The following is a 17,128-nucleotide window of genomic DNA, read 5'->3' on the forward strand; positions in this document are numbered from 1 at the left end:
CGGTCCCGCCGGGTGACCCTAGAGTTCTCCCCGTCGTGGAGACCGCCGGGCGTAACGGGCCAGGACCGGCCGGTACGCCCAGCGGCGGGGGAGGAGCGGGCATGAGGTCGGACGGCGTGCTGCCCGTCGAGTTGCCCGACGCCGTACGGGAGGCGCTGCTGGCGCCGCTGGTCGACCACAACTGCCGCGGCGTGCGCCGCGACGAGCTGACCCGGGCCCGGTTCGAGACGCTGCTCACCGACGCGGAGACCCCCGCGCCGCCGGGCACCACCCACTTCGACACCCCCGCGGGCGCCGCGGTCCGCCGCTGGTGCGCCCCCGTTCTCGGCCTCGCCCCGCACGTGCCGCCCGCCGTCTACCTGGCCCGCAGGGCGGAGCTCGGCGCGGCGGAGGTGAACCGGCGGCTGCTGGGCGCCGCGGGGATCTCCACCTTCCTGCTCGACGGGTCCGGCGACCCCGGCGATTCCGGCAGGGAGGGCTTCGGCGGCTTCGAGAAGGGCCCCGGCGATGCCGAGGTGCTGCCACCGGCCGGGATGGGGCACGCGGGCGGCGCGGACACCGCGCGGGTCGTCCACATCGAGCGGGCCGAGGAGGAGGTCGCCGGCACCGCCGTCTCGGGCGCCTCCTACATCTCCGCCCTCGCCCAGGAACTCGCCGAGCGGGCCGTCCGCGCCGTCGCGCTGAAGTCGGTCACCGCCCACCGCTCCGGCCGGCCCCTCGAGCCGGCCAGGCCGAGCCGGGGAGCGGTGATCGCGGCGGCCACCCGGCGGCTGGCCTGCCCGGGGGAGGGGCTCACCGACCAGGTGCTCCTGCGCCACCTGCTCTGGACGGCGATCGACGTGGCCAGGGAGTACGGGCGGCCGCTGCAGTTCCACACCGGCCTCGCCCGTCATGCCGGCGGTACGCGCCACGGCGCCCACCCGGGGCGCGCCGGCCGCGCCACCTCCGGCGGTCGCGGCGCGTACGGCGGCCACGAGACCTACCGGGGCGGCGGTCACGGCGGCTTCGGCACCGCCGGGGGCGCCGGAGGTCTCGGACCCTCCGGAGGCCTCGCCGGTTCGGGCTGGGGTCCCGGCTCCGGTCCGTACGGCGCGGGCCCGGCGCCGCTGGCCGGCTTCATCACGGCGACGCAGCCGATGGGCGTCCCCGTCGTCCTGCTGCACTGCCACCCGTTCCATCGCCAGGCGGCCTATCTGGCGGGTACCCTCCCGCACGTCTACGTCGACGTGGGAGCGGCCCTGACCCGCAGCGCCACGGGGTCGGCCGCGGTCATGGCGGAACTGCTGGAACTCGTGCCGTTCCACAAGCAGCTGTTCGGTTCCGGCGGCCACGGCGTGGCCGAGACCTGCCACCTCGGGGCCCTGCACTACCGGCGCGGCCTGGCCGGGGCACTCGCCGCGCGACTGGCCGACGGCGAGTGGAGCGCCGCGGACGCCGCCCGGGTGGCGCAGATGATCGGCTCGGGAAACGCCCGCCGGATATACCGATTGTGACGGGTGCCCATCTCCGGGACGGCTGAGCCCCTGGAATACGATGAGGCGACTGTTGGTGCGACGAGGGGGAGCCAGTTGACGGGCGATGGGGCAGAGGCACGTTTTCTTGATGACGTGACCGTGGAGTTGGTCAAGCACAGTGCCTCCGACACCGACGTGCTCTGGGCCGCGCGGGTGTCGACCGCGGGGGAGCAGTCCCTGGAGGAGATCGGCAAGGACCCCGAGCGCTCCAGGGGGCTGATCAACTTCCTGATGCGCGACCGGCACGGCAGCCCCTTCGAGCACAACTCGATGACCTTCCTCGTCAGCGCGCCGATCTTCGTCTTCCGCGAATTCCACCGCCACAGGGTCGGGTGGTGCCTCGCCGGTGATTCCGAGATCACGCTGGTGAGCGAGAAGGGGCACCTTCGCCGGCGGACGATCGAGGAGCTGTATCGGCTCTGGCACCACGGCGTCGAGGACACCCTGCCCCGCGCCGGTGGAGGAGTGTCATGGCACAAAAGAGCGGGAAAGTGGAACGCCCAGGTCAAGCACATGAATCGGCTGCGCTACCTGGGGTTGTACGACACGCGCGAAGCCGCTGAGCAGGCGGTGGCCGCCTTCAGGGCGGAGCATCCCTCCAAGCGGTTGCGAAAGCTCGATTCAGTCCGCCGTAATCACGTCCGCTGCTATGACGAGACGACCTTGCAGGCGTCACGAGCCAGGATCCTGGACGTCATGGAGTCCGGAGTCAAAGAGCTCATTCGCTTGACCACCGCGAGCGGGCGGGAGCTCAGGTGCTCGGTGGACCACGCGGTGCTCACTCCCGACGGATGGCGGAAAGCCGGGGAGCTGGGGGTCGGGGACGCGCTGATGGCCGGGACCGCCGTTTCCCGCCCCTCCCAGGCGTTGATCCCTCCGAGCCTGCGCACCGGAATCGGCGTCTGGACCTCCATGCAGCGATTGCGGCTCATCGGGGAGACCGACACGTGTCATCTCTGTTCCGGTGAGTTCGCGAGAGAGGACCTGGCGCTCGATCATGTCGTTCCTGTCGCCGCCGACCTGCTGAAGGCACTCGACGAGAGCAATCTCGCGCCCGCCTGCCTGCCCTGTCACCGCAAGAAGAGCAACGCGGAGCAGGCGCTGGCCAGGCGCGGGGGAAAGATCTCCGTGGCCACACCGGATGTGATCACTTCGATCGAGGACGGTGGCGAGGAAATGACCTACGACCTTTCCGTTGAAGGTCCCTGGCACAATTTCCTGGCCAACGGGATCGTCGTTCACAACTCATACAACGAGGAAAGTGGGCGTTACCGGGAGCTTCAGCCTAATTTCTACGTTCCGGGGGCGGAGCGGAAGCTGGTCCAGGAGGGCCGGCCGGGCAAGTACGTCTTCGCCGAGGGCAGTGCCGAGCAGCACAAGATCGTCACTGAGGCGATGGAGTCGTCGTACCGGCAGTCCTACGCCGCCTACCAGGAGATGCTGGAGGCCGGGATCGCCAGGGAGGTGGCCAGGGCGGTGCTGCCCGTCGGTCTCTTCTCCTCGATGTACGCCACCTGCAACGCCCGCTCGCTCATGCACTTCCTCTCCCTGCGCACCAAGAACGAGCAGGCCAGGGTGCCCTCTTTCCCGCAGCGCGAGATCGAGATGGTGGCGGAGAAGATGGAGGCGGCCTGGGCGGAGCTGATGCCCCTCACGCACGCGGCCTTCGTGGCCGCCGGCAGGGTCGCGCCCTGAGGAGCCGCCGGGCGCGCGGGCCGGAGAGTTTTCCACCCGCCGCCCCCTCGGTTCTCCTCGGTCCCCGTCTCCTGTCCCCGCCGCTGGGCCCGGTGTTTCTCGGGGGCGGTCAGCTCGTGGTCTCCTGGCGGCGGGAGAGGGCGGGCAGGACGAAGATCTCGGCGCCCGGGGGCAGCGCGCAGTCGAGGCCGCCGAGGTGCCGGGCGTTCTCGCCGCAGACGAACATGCTGATGTGGCGCCGGATGCACCCGTAGTCGTCGCGGAGCCGCTGCTCCAGGGACGGGTGGGTGCGGCGGAGCATGTCGAGGGCGGAGCCCAGTGTGGGGTGGCCGTCGTCGTGGTCGGCGATGGCGAAGACGCGGATCTCGGTGGTCTCGCCCGCCCAGTGCCGGAGCGTGGCGGGAAGCATGAAGGTCACGAGCGTGACGGGTCTGGCCATCGGCTCAGCGCACCGTGTCGCGAGGGGAGGGCACGGCCGGGCGGCCCGGACCGGCCGGGGGCAGGGGACGGGTGTCGTCCTGACCTCGGCGGAGCCGCCGCCGGTGGAGGGGACCGGGGACGGGCGCGTGCGGGCGGACGGCTCCGGCCGGAGAGCCGGACGGGTGACGATGGCGGCGGACGGGTCCGCGCGGGTGGCGGTCGAGAGGTGGGCACGGGCTGGGAGGGGGGCCGTCGTGCATGACCATCTCCTTTCGGATTGGGCCTCATGCTGCCATGCCACGCCGTGTCTCGCCGTGCTCTATGAAATTTGCGTGATCAGTTCGGGGCGTTAGTCCCGATTGTCGTTCAGAGCTCGCCCTGCACGATGTCCCGGTGGATGTGCGGCAGCGGCATCCCGCCCCGCTGGAGCCTGCGGACCGTCTCGTTGACCATGGCGGTCGGGCCGCAGACGTAGGCCTCGTGGCCGGCCCACGAGTGGAACCGCTCCATCACCTCGGCCACCTGACCCCGCATGCCGTCGTACCCCGGTTCGCCGGAGACCACGGGCAGTACCCGCAGCCACGGGAAGGCGGACTCCATCCGTACCAGGTCGGTCAGGTCGTAGAGTTCGGCGGCGGTGCGGGCCCCGTGGAGCAGGTGGACGTTGGGGCGGCGTCCGGAGCCGATCACGTGCTCCAGGATCGCCTTGATGGGGGCCAGGCCGGTGCCGCCCGCCACGCACAGGATGTCGCGGCCCGAGTCGGCGGGCACCATGGTGCCCATCGGAGGGCCCAGCATCAGGGTGTCGCCGATCCGGGTGTGCTGGACCAGCGCGGTGGAGACCCAGCCGCCGGTGATCGCGCGGACGTGCAGGCGGACGGTGTTGTCGTCCCTGGGCGCGTTCGCGATGGAGAACGTGCGCCAGACGCGCGGCCAGCGTGCGGTCTGCACGTTGACGTACTGGCCGGGCGTGTAGGGCAGCTCCTGGTCGAGCCGCAGGGTGATCACCGCGATGTCCGGCGTGCGGAGCTCGTGGTCGATCACCTCGGCCAGCCACCAGGCGGGCGACACGCCCGCGTCCGACTCGGCTGATTCGATCATGAGATTGGCGGCGGCCGTGTACGCGGCCACCCACGCCGCCTCTATCTCGCTGTTCCAGATCTCGGCGGCGAAGCGCCTGATCGTGGCGAGGAGCGCGTTGCCGACCGCGGTGTAGTGCTCGGCGAGGACCCCGTACTTGCGGTGGTCGCGACCGAGCTGGCCGAGGAACGACGCGAGGCTGCCGGGGCTGTCCAGGCTCCAGACGATCCTGGTCAGCGCGCTGAACAGGCGGTCGCGCTGGACGTCCATCGCCGGGGGGAACATCGCCCGCAGGTGCGGGCTCTCGGCGAACAGGCGCCCGTAGAAGTACGCCGCGGCCTTGTCCGCGACGGGTTCGACGAGGGCGAAACTTTCCTTGACGAGATGCGGATTCAACGACATTTAACGAACCCACCCTAATTGATCGGATCAAAGTCCGATCATGCAGATCCACCTCCCTGACGGCTCCGGGTGACGAGCGACCGGGAGCCCCGGCTCACCTGGCCACTCGAATTTGAGTCTTCCATCACCATGTAGACGTCACAACCGTTTCTCAGCAATATGGTGGGAAATCTAACTATCCGTAATTGAAAAGTTATTTTGCGTGACCAACTAATTCCCGGCGATCGGCGTAAGCGAATAATAATCACGTTCCATTTGAATTAAGAGTTCACTGGTGGTAAGCCCTACGGTCATGGCGGAGTTCCAGCTCGCCGGGGGTGTGAACCGTCCTCGCGGTGAGAGTTGGGGACTCCTGGCGAGACGACACTGATACCTCGAATGTGTGACATGACCGAAATGGAGTGCGCCATGATAGGGGAGCTGTTGGAGATGGGATCGGTGCTGTCCGAAACAGGTGGCGCCACCTCGCGCACGCCCCCTGGAGAACGCATGCCCCGACCCTTGATCGGTATCACCACCTACCTCGAGGCCGCCCGCTGGGGCGACTGGGTCAGGGAGGCCGTCCTGTCGCCGCCCTCCTACGCGCGGGCCGTCGAGAAGGCGGGCGGCGCCCCGGTGCTGCTGCCCCCGCTCAACCTCGGCGGGATCGACGACTACGTCGGCGGCCTGTCGGGCGTGATCCTCGCCGGAGGGGGTGAGCTCGACCCCTCCCTCTACGGGGCCGCCCGCGAGGAGCGCGTCAGGGACCCCCAGCCGCACCGCGACCGCTTCGAGCTGGCGCTGGCCCGCGCCGCCGTCAAGGCCGACCTGCCGCTGCTCGCCTCGGGGCGGGGCATGCACGTCCTGAACGTCGCCCAGGGCGGGACCCTGATCCCCTGGCTCCCCGAGGTGGTCGACCACGGCCGCCACGCCGCCGCCCAGGCGCACCGCATCCAGATCAGCGTCTCCAGCAAGCTGGGCAAGACGGTGGGCGACACGGCCGAGGTGACCGCGCCCCATCACCAGGCCGTCAAGCGGCTGGGCACCGGTCTGCTCGCCGTGGCCTGGGCCGACGACCAGATCGTCGAGGGCGTCGAGCTGCAGGGGCGCCGGTTCTGCGTCGGGGTGCAGTGGAATCCCGGACGCGCCGGGGACAACCGGCTCATCGAGGCCCTGGTCGAGGCGGCCCGGCGGTGACGTCCGGTGGCGACGGCCGGCGGTGAGGCCCGGTGGCGACGGCCGAGGCGGCTCGGTGCTGAGGCCGGGCGGTGACGGTGAGGCCCAGCGGTGGCGACGATGCCCGGCGGTGACGCGCGTCCGGTGTTCCGCGACGCTCGGGGGGCCGTCGCGCGCGGGGTCACGCCGTGCGGGGATCCGGCGGGTAAAGTGCCGATCATGCCGTTGCACCCGCAGGCCGAGGCCTACCTGAAACTCTTCCAGACGGACCTCGGTGCCCCTCTCTCCACGCTCACCCCCGACATGATCGCCGAGCTGCGGACCCTGGACGCCTTCGCCGAGCAGCGCGGTCCGATCATTCCCCTCCCGACGGTCAGGGACGAGGTCGTCGGGGGCGTACCGGTCCGGGTCTACCGGCCCGAGGAGGGCGACGGTCCCCTCCCCGCGATCGTCTACCTCCACGGCGGGGGCTGGGTCTTCGGGAGCGTCGAGCGCAACGACGCCCTCGGCCGCGACCTCGCGGTGCGCAACGGGGCGGTCGTGGTCTCGGTCGACTACCGGCTCGCGCCCCACCACCCCTTCCCCGCGGCGGCCGACGACGCGTGGAGCGTCGTGCAGGACGTCTTCGCCCGTCCCGGCGCCTACGGGATCGACCCGGGGCGCGTCGCGGTCTGCGGTGACAGCGCCGGGGGCAACCTCGCGGCCGTGGCCGCCTGGCAGGCCAGGGACGCCGGGCTCGAACTGGCCCATCAGCTGCTCGTCTACCCGGTGGCCGACGTCGCCATGGACACCGGGAGCTACCGTTCCTACGCCACCGGCTTCGGGCTCGGCGCGGAAGAGATGGCCTGGTTCGTCGCGCAGTACGGCGGTGACCCGGCCGACCCCCGGCTGGCTCCGGCCCGGCTGGCCGACAAGTCCGGCCTGGCTCCGGCGACGGTGATCGTCGCCGAGTGCGACCCCCTCTGCGACGAGGGCGAACAGTACGCCGCCCAGCTCGCCGCGGCCGGGGTGCCGGTCGAGGTCAGGAGATACGAGGGGGCCATCCACGGTTTCTTCGGCCTGCCGGGCTTCTTCGACCAGGCGACCGAGGCACGCGAGTACGCCGCGGCCCGTCTCGCGGAGGCCTTCCGGTAGCCGGCCCTTTCCGGCCGGTCGATATCCGCCCGGCGAGCGGAGCCTTCCCGCGGGGTGTCTCCCGCGGGGCGGGGTCCGTGCCGGACATCCGCCGGGGACGCCGCCCGGACCCGTACGGCGGCGGCCGACCCGAGGCGGCGGCGCCCGGTCAGAAGCGCCCGTGCAGGGCGGCCAGGCCGGGCTCGAAGACCTGGTCGACGACGAACCTCCGCACCTTCGCCGCGTCGCCGGTCTCGAAGGTGGCCGACCACTCGACGAACGCCCTCCCGCTGTCGGTGACGGGGGCGACCCGGTAGAGCGCCCGGTAGTCACGGACCGGCAGCGGGCTCTCCAGGATCTCGTACGTCGCCGAGCGCGAGGCGTCGTCGAGGGTGAGCAGCCGCTCCCTGAAGACTCCGCCGGGGCCATCCAGCCTGCGCACCGCGCCCGGCCGGGAGCGCTCGCCGTCCTCGATCTCGCAGCCGGTGATCCCCGGCAGCCACTCCGCCAGGTTGCCGAAATCCCTCAGGTACTCCCACACCTCGTCGGCGGAGGCGTTGATCACTGTGCTGGCGTACGCGGACATCGGCTACTCCTCGTGCTGGCCTGTCGCCGAGGGTGATGCCCGCGCGCGCCGCCGGGTAATCAGGGCCACCGGATGATCGGGTCAGAAGCTCCTGGGCAGCCCGAGCACCTGGGTGGCCAGGTAGTTGAGCAGGAGCTCCTCGGTGACCGGGGCGACCTTGCCGATGCGGGCGTCGGCCAGCAGGCGGGCCACCGGGTACTCCAGCGAGTAGGCCATGCCGCCGTGCGTCTGGAAGGCGTGGTCCGCCGCCTCCCACGCGGCCTGCGAGGCGGTCAGCTTGGCGATGTTGGCCTCGGTGCCGCAGGGCAGCTGCCTGTCGAACAGCCAGGCGGCCTTGTAGAGCATCAGCCTGGCCAGCTCGATCTTCGCCTTGACCTGGGCGAGGGGGAAGGCGATGGCCTGGTTGGCGCCGATCGGGCGGCCGAAGACCTCGCGCTCCTTGGCGTACTGCACGGCCACCCGCAGCGCCACCTCGGCGCCGCCGAGCGCGGAGGCGGCCAGCAGGACGCGCTCGGGGTTGAGGATGTCCCACAGCACCAGCGCGCCCTGGTCGACCTCGCCGACCACGTTCCTCTCCGGGACCCGGAGGTCGTCGACGAAGACCATGTTGGACGGGGTGGTGTTGGCGCCCAGCTTCGGGATCGGCTGGAAGGACAGCTGCCCGGCGGCGACCGCCTCGGGGACGTTCACCAGCAGGACGGTCAGGCCGTTGGAGCGGGGTTTGGCCTCGGCGGCCGGGATGGTCCGGGTGACCAGGAGCATCCAGGTGGCGCGCTGCACGCCGGTGATCCAGATCTTCTGGCCGTTGACGACGAACTCCGCGCCGTCGCGGCGGGCGAAGGTGGAGATGCCCAGGGCGTTGGACCCGGCGTCGGGCTCGGTCAGCGCGAAGCAGGTCTCCACCTCGCCGGTGGCCAGCTTGGGCAGCAGTTCGTCGCGCTGCCACCGGCTGCCGTGCCTGGACAGGGTCATCGCGCCGAACCCGGGGGTGAGCACGTAGGTGAACGCCGAGCCGCCGGCCGAGCCCGAGGCCGACAGGGTCTCGGTGGCCACGGCCAGCTCCAGCAGGCCCTGGCCGCCGCCGCCGTACTCCTCGGGCACGGCCAGGCCGAGCCAGCCGCCCTTGGCCAGGTCCTGCCAGACCTCCTCGGGCCAGCGTTTCTCGCTCTCGCACCGCTGCCAGTAGTCCAGGTCGTAGCGGGCGCAGATGTCGCCGATGCCGCGTTGCACGGCGAGGGCGCTCTCGGGGAGGGTGAAGTCCACGATGATCAACTCCATTCTGGCTGCGGGCGCAATCGTAGAACGTAGTTCGGTATCTTCGTGGCGTCCCGGCCCCCGGCCCGCGGGATCAGGTCTCCCGGGAGGGATCCAGCCGCGGCCTGCGCGCGTGGTAGACGAAGGCCGGCGGCACGTTGCCCCACACCGTCCGGCCCGTGACGACCTCCTCGAAGGTGTCGACCAGGCGCCTCCTGAAGCGCCGCGCCGGAGGAAGGCGCTTGGCGAAGCTGTAGGCGAAGGTGGTGAAGGCCGTGTGCGGGCCCATGATCCCGGTGACCGCGCCCAGCAGGCGGGCCTGGGTCTCCTCGGAGAAGGCGGCCCAGGGGAGCCCGCTCACGATCGCGTCGGCCTGGGGCAGGCCACGCTCCTGGAGCAGCTGGGGCAGCCGTACCGCGTCGTCGACCACGACGTCCACGCCCGGGTTCCTGGCGGCGAGGAACTCGGCCAGCTTCGGGTTGATCTCGACGGCGATGTGGTGCCCCCGGCCGCCCAGCCGGCGCTGGATCTCCGCCGTGAACGCGCCCGTGCCGGGGCCGAGCTCGACGATCACCGGGTCGCCCCGGTGCGGGACCGGCGAGGCCACCGTCTCGGCGAGCCGCCGCGAGCTCGGCGCCACCGCTCCGACGGTGCCCGGCGAGCGGATCCACTGCCCCAGGAAGAGCGTGGTGTCATTGGTCATGGTTTGAAGGGTAGAGGGTACGGAAGCGCGGGCAGTACGCCCCCTGGTCGATCTTGGCGGCTCAGAGCCCCTCCACGGGCAGGTAGACCCGGCCGCCCTCGCGGGAGAACTCCTCCGACTTCTCCCGCATCCCGGCCTCCAGGGCCTCGGCGCCGGTCAGGCCGCGTTCCTCGGCGAACCTGCGCACGTCATGGCTGATCCTCATCGAGCAGAACTTCGGACCGCACATCGAGCAGAAGTGCGCGGTCTTGGCCGGGGCGGCGGGCAGCGTCTCGTCGTGGAAGGACCTGGCGGTCTCGGGGTCCAGGGAGAGGGCGAACTGGTCCTCCCAGCGGAACTCGAACCGGGCGTCGGACAGCGCGTCGTCCCATGCCTGCGCGCCCGGGTGGCCCTTGGCGAGGTCGGCCGCGTGCGCCGCGATCTTGTAGGTGATCACGCCGGTCTTCACGTCGTCCCTGTCCGGCAGGCCCAGGTGCTCCTTGGGCGTGACGTAGCAGAGCATCGCCGTGCCGTACCAGCCGATCATCGCCGCGCCGATGGCCGAGGTGATGTGGTCGTAGCCGGGCGCGATGTCGGTCGTCAGCGGGCCGAGGGTGTAGAACGGGGCGTCGGCGCAGAGCTCGCGCTGCAGGTCGACGTTCTCCTTGATCTTGTGCATGGGGACGTGGCCGGGCCCCTCGACCATCACCTGGACGTCGTGCGCGTGAGCGATCCTCGTGAGCTCGCCCAGCGTCCTGAGCTCGGCGAACTGGGCCTCGTCGTTGGCGTCGGAGATCGATCCGGGGCGCAGGCCGTCGCCCAGCGAGAACGCCACGTCGTAGCGGGCCAGGATCTCGCAGATGTCGGCGAAGTGCTCGTAGAGGAAGCTCTCGCGGTGGTGCGCCAGGCACCAGGCCGCCATGATCGAGCCGCCCCGGGAGACGATCCCGGTCCTGCGCCGCGCGGTCAGCGGCACGTGGGCCAGGCGCACCCCCGCGTGGACGGTGAAGTAGTCCACGCCCTGCTCGCACTGCTCGATCAGGGTGTCCCGGTAGATCTCCCACGACAGGCGGGCCGCGTCGCCGCCCGCCTTCTCCAGCGCCTGGTAGAGCGGGACGGTCCCGATCGGCACCGGGGAGTTGCGGATGATCCACTCGCGGGTGGTGTGGATGTTGCGCCCGGTGGACAGGTCCATCACCGTGTCGGCGCCCCACCGGATCGCCCACGTCATCTTGTCCACCTCCTCCTCGATGGTGGAGGCGACGGCCGAGTTGCCGATGTTGGCGTTGATCTTCACGAGGAAGTTGCGGCCGATGACCATCGGCTCGCTCTCGGGGTGGTTGACGTTGGCCGGGATGATCGCCCGCCCGGCGGCCACCTCGGCGCGGACGAACTCCGGCGTCACGCCCTCGCGGACCGCGACGAACTCCATCTCCCGGGTGACCAGGCCGCGGCGGGCGTAGGCGAGCTGGGTGACCGGCGCCCCCGCCGCGCGCAGCGGCCGGTCGCCGCCGCCGGTGAAGACCGCGTCGAGGGAACGCAGGTCGCGGGCCCAGGCGTCGCGGTCGCGGTAGCCGTCGTCGCCGGGGGCGCCGGGCCGGCCGCCGTACCGGACCGTGTCGCCCCGCTCCAGGATCCACTCCTCGCGCGGGCGCGGCAGGCCGCGGGTGACGTCGGTGGTCACGGACGGGTCGGTGTAGGGGCCCGAGGTGTCGTACAGCGTGACCGCGGTCCCGTCGGTCAGGCGCACCTCGCGCATGGGGACGCGCAGGTCGCCCTGGTAGATCTTGGAGCTGGAAATACGCGCGTCGGTCATCGCGCAAACTCCCTTCGCCGGCATTACCCGGAGCAGGTTCTGGCGGTCGGCGGCTGTCTCGGCCGTCCTCTCAGCCCGGTTCTCCGGGCTCCCGCGTTGGTCGAACGGAACGATAACGCGTATCCCCCGCGCCCACCATCCACTCGGCCGCATCCGACGCAGTAGTGTCACCATCAGGTACGGGGAGGGAGATCAGCCGGTGAATCCGGAAGCATCGGGGGCCGAGGACCGAATCTGGACGGTCCCCAACGCGTTGAGCCTGGCCAGGCTTCTGGGGGTGCCGGTTTTCCTGTGGCTGGTGCTGGGCCCGAAGGCCGACGGCTGGGCCGTCGCCCTGCTGATGCTGGCGGGGTTCTCCGACTGGCTCGACGGCAAGATCGCCCGTGCCTGGAACCAGACCAGCAGGCTCGGCCGCCTGCTCGACCCGCTGGCCGACCGGCTCTACATCCTGGCCACCCTGTTCGGCCTCGCCATGCGCGAGATCATCCCCTGGTGGCTGGCGCTGGCCATCCCGCTGCGCGACGTGATGCTGCTGGGCATCCCGATCATCCTGCGCCGCCTCGGGTACGGTCCCGCGCTGCCCGTGCACTTCCTCGGCAAGGCCGCCACGGCCAACCTGCTCTACGCCTTCCCACTGCTCTTCCTGGCCCACCATCCCTCCTGGTACGGCGAGGTGGCGGGGATCGTCGGCTGGTCCCTGGCCATCTGGGGCACCGGCCTGTACTGGTGGTCCGGGGTGCTGTATTGGGTACAGGTGCGTCAGCTGACAAGCGAGGCCAAACGCCTTAAGAGGTGATCTGTGAAGGCCGTCGTCATGGCGGGCGGGGAGGGGACACGGCTCCGGCCGATGACCGCGAACCAGCCCAAACCTCTCCTACCCGTGATCAACCGGCCGATCATGGAGCATGTGCTTCGCCTGCTGAAACGGCACGGCTTCACCGAGACGGTGGTCACCGTGCAGTTCCTGGCCGCCCTGGTCCGCAACTACTTCGGCGACGGCGACGAGCTCGGCATGAGCCTGTACTACGCCACCGAGGACACGCCGCTCGGCACCGCGGGCAGCGTGAAGAACGCCGCCGACCGGCTCCGCGACGACCGCTTCCTGGTCATCTCCGGCGACGCGCTGACCGACATCGACCTGACCGACATGATCCGCTTTCACCGCGAGAACGGCGCGATGGTCACGATCGGGCTCAAGCGCGTCCCCAACCCGCTGGAGTTCGGCATCGTCATCGTCGACGACCAGGGCAGGGTGGAGCGCTTCCTGGAGAAGCCGACCTGGGGCCAGGTCTTCTCCGACACCGCCAACACCGGCATCTACGTGATGGAGCCCGAGGTCCTCGACGAGATCGCGGCAGGGGAGTCCGTCGACTGGTCGGGCGACGTGTTCCCCAGGCTGCTGGAGCGCGGCGCCCCGCTGTACGGCTACGTGGCCGACGGCTACTGGGAGGACGTCGGCACCCACGAGAGCTACCTCAAGGCCCAGGCCGACGTCCTGTCCGGCCGGGTCAAGGTCGACATCGACGCCTTCGAGGTCTCGCCGGGCGTCTGGGTCGCCGAGGGGGCCTCGGTCGACGCCGACGCCGTCCTCAAGGGCCCCCTCTACGTCGGCGACTACGCCAAGATCGAGGCGGGCGCCGAGCTGCGCGAGTACACCGTGCTGGGCAGCAACGCGGTGGTCAGGGAGGGGGCCTTCCTGCACCGCGCGGTCGTCCACGACAACGTCTACGTCGGGCCCAGCGCCCACCTGCGCGGCTGCGTGATCGGCAAGAACACGGACCTGATGACCGGCGCCAGGGTCGAGGAGGGCGCCGTCGTCGGCGACGAGTGCATCATCGAGGCCGAGGCGTACATCTCCTCCGGCGTCAAGATCTACCCGTTCAAGACCATCGAGGCCGGGGCGGTGATCAACAACAGCGTCATCTGGGAGCCGCGCGCCCAGCGCAACCTGTTCGGCCCCCGGGGGGTCTCGGGGCTGGTCAACGTCGAGATCACCCCCGAGCTGTGCGTACGGCTGGCCAGCGCCTACGCCACCACCCTGAAGAAGGGCGCCTCGGTCATCACCTCCCGCGACTCCTCCCGCGCCGCGCGGGCGCTGAAGCGGGCCGTGATCAGCGCCCTGAACGCCAGCGCGATCAACGTGCTCGACCTGGAGGCGTCCCCGCTCCCGGTGGCCCGCTTCCACACCGCCAGGGAGAACGCCGTCGGCGGCATCGCGCTGCGCACCACCCCCGGCGACCCGCAGAGCGTCGACATCGTCTTCATGGACGAGCACGGCGCGGACCTGTCCCCGGCGGCCCAGCGCAAGCTGGACCGGGTCTTCTCCCGGCAGGAGTTCCGCCGCGCCTTCCCCGGGGAGATCGCCGAGCTGAGCTTCCCCGCCCGGGCGGTGGAGGACTACACGCACGAGCTGCTGCGCCTGGTCGACATCAGCGGGGTGCGCGACGCCGACATGAAGGTCGTGGTCGACTGCGCCGGAGGCACCTCCTCGCTGGTGCTGCCCAGCCTGCTGGGCCGCGTCGGGGTGGACGTGCTGACCGTCAACAACCGGCTGGACGACGCCTCGCCCACCGAGACCCTCGCCGAGCGCCGCCGCGACCTGCAGCGCCTGGCGGAGCTCGTCAGCTCCTCCAGGGCGGCCTTCGGGGTGCGTTTCGACCCGGTGGGGGAGCGGGTCGCGCTGGTGGACGAGAAGGGCCAGCTGATCAGCGAGGAGCGCGCCCTGCTGGTGGTGCTCGACCTGGTCGCCGCCGAGCGGCGCGGCGGCAGGGTGGCGCTGCCGGTCACCACCACCCGGGTGGCCGAGCAGGTCTGCAGGTTCCACGGCGTCCAGGCCGAGTGGACCTCCACCGCGATCGACGCGCTCACCGCCGCCGCCAGGGGGCCAGAGATGATCTTCGCGGCCGACGGGCGCGGCGGTTTCATCGTGCCCGAGTTCGGCCCCACGGTGGACGGCCTGGCGGTCTTCCTGCGCCTGCTGGGCCTGGTCGCCAGGACCCGGCTCTCGCTCAGCCAGATCGACGCCAGGATCCCCGAGGCCAAGCTGCTGCGCCGGACCGTGCCGACCCCGTGGGCCGCCAAGGGCGCGGTGATGCGCTCGGTCATCGAGGCCGCCGAGCACTACCGCATCGACACCACCGACGGGGTGCGGGTCGTCGCCGAGGACGGCAGCTGGACCCTGGTGCTGCCCGACCCGGCGGAGGCGGTCACCCATCTGTGGGCCGAGGGGTTCGACGTCGACTCCGCGCAGACCCTGATCGAGCACTGGGCGCGGGTGGTCGAGGAGGCCGCGGGCGGCTGACGGGACCAGGCCCCGGCGGGCGCGCCGCAGGCGCGGGAAGGCGCCCGGACGGGGGCCGTGGGCCGAGCGGTTGCCACAAACACAGCGCGGCGCCATGGACCGGGGACAGTGCCCCACTGTAACTTTGTCACCGACCGTACCCGCGGTTCAGCGTCAACCTTGACCTTCGCGCCTCATCACTGTATGTTGCGGCATTCGCAGTCCGAGAAAACACTTGAGAAGCGAAGAAGCGAGGCGCGCATCACTGAGCACCGTTGCCGCGTCTTCGCGGTAGGAGGCCGAGCCGATCGATGCCGAGCGTCTACTGCACGCAGTGCGGTCATGCCAATCCTGAGGATGCCCGTTTCTGTTCACGATGCGGGTCGCCGCTTACCAAAGCCGAGACCCCCGGAGACAGCACATCGACGATCTCCCTCTCCGGGATCGAGGCCTACGAGGCGGAGACAGGTGAGACGCTTCTCGCCGAACGGCAGGCCGTCGAGCAGTTGCCCCCGGGCACCGCGCTGCTGGTCGCGATGCGCGGCCCCAACGCCGGCAGCCGGTTCCTGCTCGACAGCGACCTGACCACCGTGGGCCGTCACCCCGAGAGCGACATCTTCCTCGACGACATCACGGTCTCGCGCCGCCACGTGGAGTTCTACCGGCGCGGCGGCGGGGTCTTCACCGTCCGCGACGTCGGCAGCCTGAACGGCACGTACGTGAACCGCGAGCGCATCGAGGAGGTCCCGCTGTACGGCGGGGACGAGGTGCAGATCGGTAAGTTCCGCCTCGTCTTCCTCACCCGCGGCGCCGCTGGAGGATGATGAGCTCGCAGGCCGCTCGTGCGCACATGAGCATCGGGGAGGTGCTCGCTCTCCTGCAGGGCGAGTTCCCCGATGTCAGCATCTCCAAGATTCGTTTCCTGGAGGGCGAGGGGCTGATCGAGCCGGAGCGCAGTCCCTCCGGATACCGCAAGTTCACCTACGCCGACGTCGAGCGGCTCCGTTACATCCTCAGCGAGCAGCGTGACCGCTACCTGCCGCTGCGCGTCATCAAGGATCATCTGGAGGCGGCCGACCGCGAGGAGCGCCCGGCCGCCAGGCCGCGCGCGGTCCCCGACGACGCGCCCCCCGAGATCCGGCTCACCCGCGAGGAGCTGCTCGCCGCCGCCGAGCTCGACGAGGAGACCCTCGCCGAGCTGGAGGACTACGGCCTGCTGGCCGCCGTGGCCCGCTACTACGACGCCGAGGCGCTGGCCGTGGCCCGCAGCGTCGGAGCCCTGGCCGCCTTCGGCCTGCGGGCCCGCCACCTGCGGGCCGTCAAGGCCGCCGCGGAGCGCGAGGCCGGCCTGGTGGAGCAGGCCGTCGCCCCGCTCCTGCGCCGCCGCGCCCCCGGGGCCATCGACCAGGCCGACGAGACGGCCAGGGAGATCTCCGGCCTGCTGCTGGAATTGCACGCCTCTCTGCTGCGTTCCGGCGTTCGTGGGGCCCTGGGCCGGTGAGAACCTGACCAGGCACTCGTACCCCCACGAGTGTTACGTTGAACAAACCGGTCGGAATCCAGCGAAGACGGAGCAGCCCGTGTTGCAGATGGAGGTCGTGGGCGTTCGAGTTGAGATGCCCTCCAACCAGCCGATCGTCTTGCTGAAAGAGACGCATGGGGAGCGTTACCTACCTATCTGGATCGGCATGACGGAGGCCACGGCGATCGCCATGGCCCAGGCCGAGGAACCGCCACCCCGGCCGCTCACGCATGACCTGTTCCGTGACGTGCTCGAAGGGCTCGGCGTCCGGCTGAGCACGGTCAACATCGTCGCCCTGCGCGACGGCATCTTCTTCGCGGATCTCGTGTTCTCCAACGGGGTCGAGGTGAGCGCGCGTCCCTCGGACTCGATCGCCTTGGCACTTCGCACCGGCGCACGTATCTTCGCGAGTGAGGACGTGGTCCGGGAGGCGGGGGTGATCATCCCGGACGACCAGGAGGACGAGGTGGAGAAGTTCAGGGAGTTCCTTGACACGATCACGCCCGAGGACTTCGGCCGCGCGGGGTAGGAATTTCGGTGCATTTACGCTTCACGACGCGCCGGGTGGGGTCGTTGACTGGACTTGGCCCCAGTCCTACGGTGCAAGTG

15 protein-coding genes and 1 riboswitch are annotated in these 17,128 nt (G+C 70.7%); of the genes, 9 read left to right on the forward strand and 6 right to left on the reverse strand.

The window, feature by feature from the left end; genetic code table 11:
* The first annotated feature begins 101 nt into the window (after positions 1-101).
* Both ACTOQ1_RS30550 and thyX read left to right on the forward strand, forming a co-directional pair.
* Complete coding sequence (locus tag ACTOQ1_RS30550) at positions 102-1,493, forward strand: amidohydrolase (protein WP_440071422.1); 1,392 nt, start codon at positions 102-104, stop codon at positions 1,491-1,493.
* 114 nt (positions 1,494-1,607) lie between these two features.
* A complete protein-coding gene (gene thyX / locus ACTOQ1_RS30555; protein ID WP_440071423.1) occupies positions 1,608-3,209 on the forward strand; it encodes an FAD-dependent thymidylate synthase in 1,602 nt (533 codons plus the stop codon).
* Between the two features lie 109 nt (positions 3,210-3,318).
* Here the strand turns inward: thyX and ACTOQ1_RS30560 are convergent, their stop codons facing one another.
* A complete protein-coding gene (locus ACTOQ1_RS30560) occupies positions 3,319-3,648 on the reverse strand; it encodes a hypothetical protein (protein ID WP_350977370.1) in 330 nt (109 codons plus the stop codon).
* 347 nt (positions 3,649-3,995) lie between these two features.
* Positions 3,996-5,111, reverse strand: coding sequence for a globin domain-containing protein (locus ACTOQ1_RS30565; protein WP_440071424.1), 1,116 nt, complete (start codon positions 5,109-5,111; stop codon positions 3,996-3,998).
* Between the two features lie 489 nt (positions 5,112-5,600).
* Here ACTOQ1_RS30565 and ACTOQ1_RS30570 point away from each other — a divergent pair, with 489 nt between their 5' ends.
* Together ACTOQ1_RS30570 and ACTOQ1_RS30575 are read left to right on the forward strand one after the other, a co-directional pair.
* Positions 5,601-6,287: a gamma-glutamyl-gamma-aminobutyrate hydrolase family protein gene (locus tag ACTOQ1_RS30570; RefSeq protein WP_440071425.1), complete on the forward strand. Its 687-nt coding sequence runs from the start codon at positions 5,601-5,603 to the stop codon at positions 6,285-6,287.
* 198 nt (positions 6,288-6,485) lie between these two features.
* Positions 6,486-7,400: an alpha/beta hydrolase gene (locus ACTOQ1_RS30575; RefSeq protein ID WP_440071426.1), complete on the forward strand. Its 915-nt coding sequence runs from the start codon at positions 6,486-6,488 to the stop codon at positions 7,398-7,400.
* A 148-nt stretch (positions 7,401-7,548) separates the two neighbouring features.
* Here the strand turns inward: ACTOQ1_RS30575 and ACTOQ1_RS30580 are convergent, their stop codons facing one another.
* From ACTOQ1_RS30580 to thiC, 4 genes are all read right to left on the reverse strand, one after another.
* Complete coding sequence (locus tag ACTOQ1_RS30580; protein WP_440071427.1) at positions 7,549-7,965, reverse strand: SRPBCC family protein; 417 nt, start codon at positions 7,963-7,965, stop codon at positions 7,549-7,551.
* Positions 7,966-8,046: 81 nt separating this feature from the next.
* Positions 8,047-9,228 carry an acyl-CoA dehydrogenase family protein gene (locus ACTOQ1_RS30585; protein WP_440071428.1) on the reverse strand — a complete coding sequence of 394 codons (1,182 nt, stop codon included), beginning with the start codon at positions 9,226-9,228 and terminating at the stop codon, positions 8,047-8,049.
* 85 nt (positions 9,229-9,313) lie between these two features.
* Positions 9,314-9,922 carry a class I SAM-dependent methyltransferase gene (locus ACTOQ1_RS30590; protein WP_440071429.1) on the reverse strand — a complete coding sequence of 203 codons (609 nt, stop codon included), beginning with the start codon at positions 9,920-9,922 and terminating at the stop codon, positions 9,314-9,316.
* Between the two features lie 61 nt (positions 9,923-9,983).
* The gene (gene thiC, locus ACTOQ1_RS30595; protein ID WP_440071430.1) at positions 9,984-11,717 is read right to left on the reverse strand and encodes a phosphomethylpyrimidine synthase ThiC; all 1,734 of its coding nucleotides are present in this window, start codon (positions 11,715-11,717) and stop codon (positions 9,984-9,986) included.
* A riboswitch (TPP riboswitch) is annotated at positions 11,710-11,822 on the reverse strand. It overlaps the preceding gene by 8 nt.
* A gap of 94 nt (positions 11,823-11,916) precedes the next feature.
* On the opposite strand from thiC, the gene ACTOQ1_RS30600 reads away from it, so the two are divergent.
* The 5 genes from ACTOQ1_RS30600 to ACTOQ1_RS30620 all read left to right on the forward strand — a co-directional run bounded on the left by ACTOQ1_RS30600 (position 11,917) and on the right by ACTOQ1_RS30620 (position 17,048).
* A complete protein-coding gene (locus ACTOQ1_RS30600; protein WP_440071431.1) occupies positions 11,917-12,513 on the forward strand; it encodes a CDP-alcohol phosphatidyltransferase family protein in 597 nt (198 codons plus the stop codon).
* A 3-nt stretch (positions 12,514-12,516) separates the two neighbouring features.
* Positions 12,517-15,018, forward strand: a complete 2,502-nt coding sequence (locus ACTOQ1_RS30605; protein ID WP_440071432.1) for a sugar phosphate nucleotidyltransferase — start codon at positions 12,517-12,519, stop codon at positions 15,016-15,018.
* A gap of 290 nt (positions 15,019-15,308) precedes the next feature.
* Complete coding sequence (locus ACTOQ1_RS30610) at positions 15,309-15,821, forward strand: FHA domain-containing protein (protein WP_329079681.1); 513 nt, start codon at positions 15,309-15,311, stop codon at positions 15,819-15,821.
* Positions 15,822-15,847: 26 nt separating this feature from the next.
* Positions 15,848-16,498, forward strand: coding sequence for a transcriptional regulator FtsR (ftsR, locus tag ACTOQ1_RS30615; RefSeq protein ID WP_440071433.1), 651 nt, complete (start codon positions 15,848-15,850; stop codon positions 16,496-16,498).
* A gap of 79 nt (positions 16,499-16,577) precedes the next feature.
* Positions 16,578-17,048 (forward strand): bifunctional nuclease family protein, encoded by a 471-nt coding sequence (locus tag ACTOQ1_RS30620; protein ID WP_326639501.1) that lies wholly within the window; start codon positions 16,578-16,580, stop codon positions 17,046-17,048.
* Positions 17,049-17,128: the final 80 nt, after the last annotated feature.

The sequence above is a fragment of the Streptosporangium sp. OZ121 genome (assembly GCF_051918885.1).
In the GTDB taxonomy this organism is placed as follows: domain Bacteria; phylum Actinomycetota; class Actinomycetes; order Streptosporangiales; family Streptosporangiaceae; genus Streptosporangium.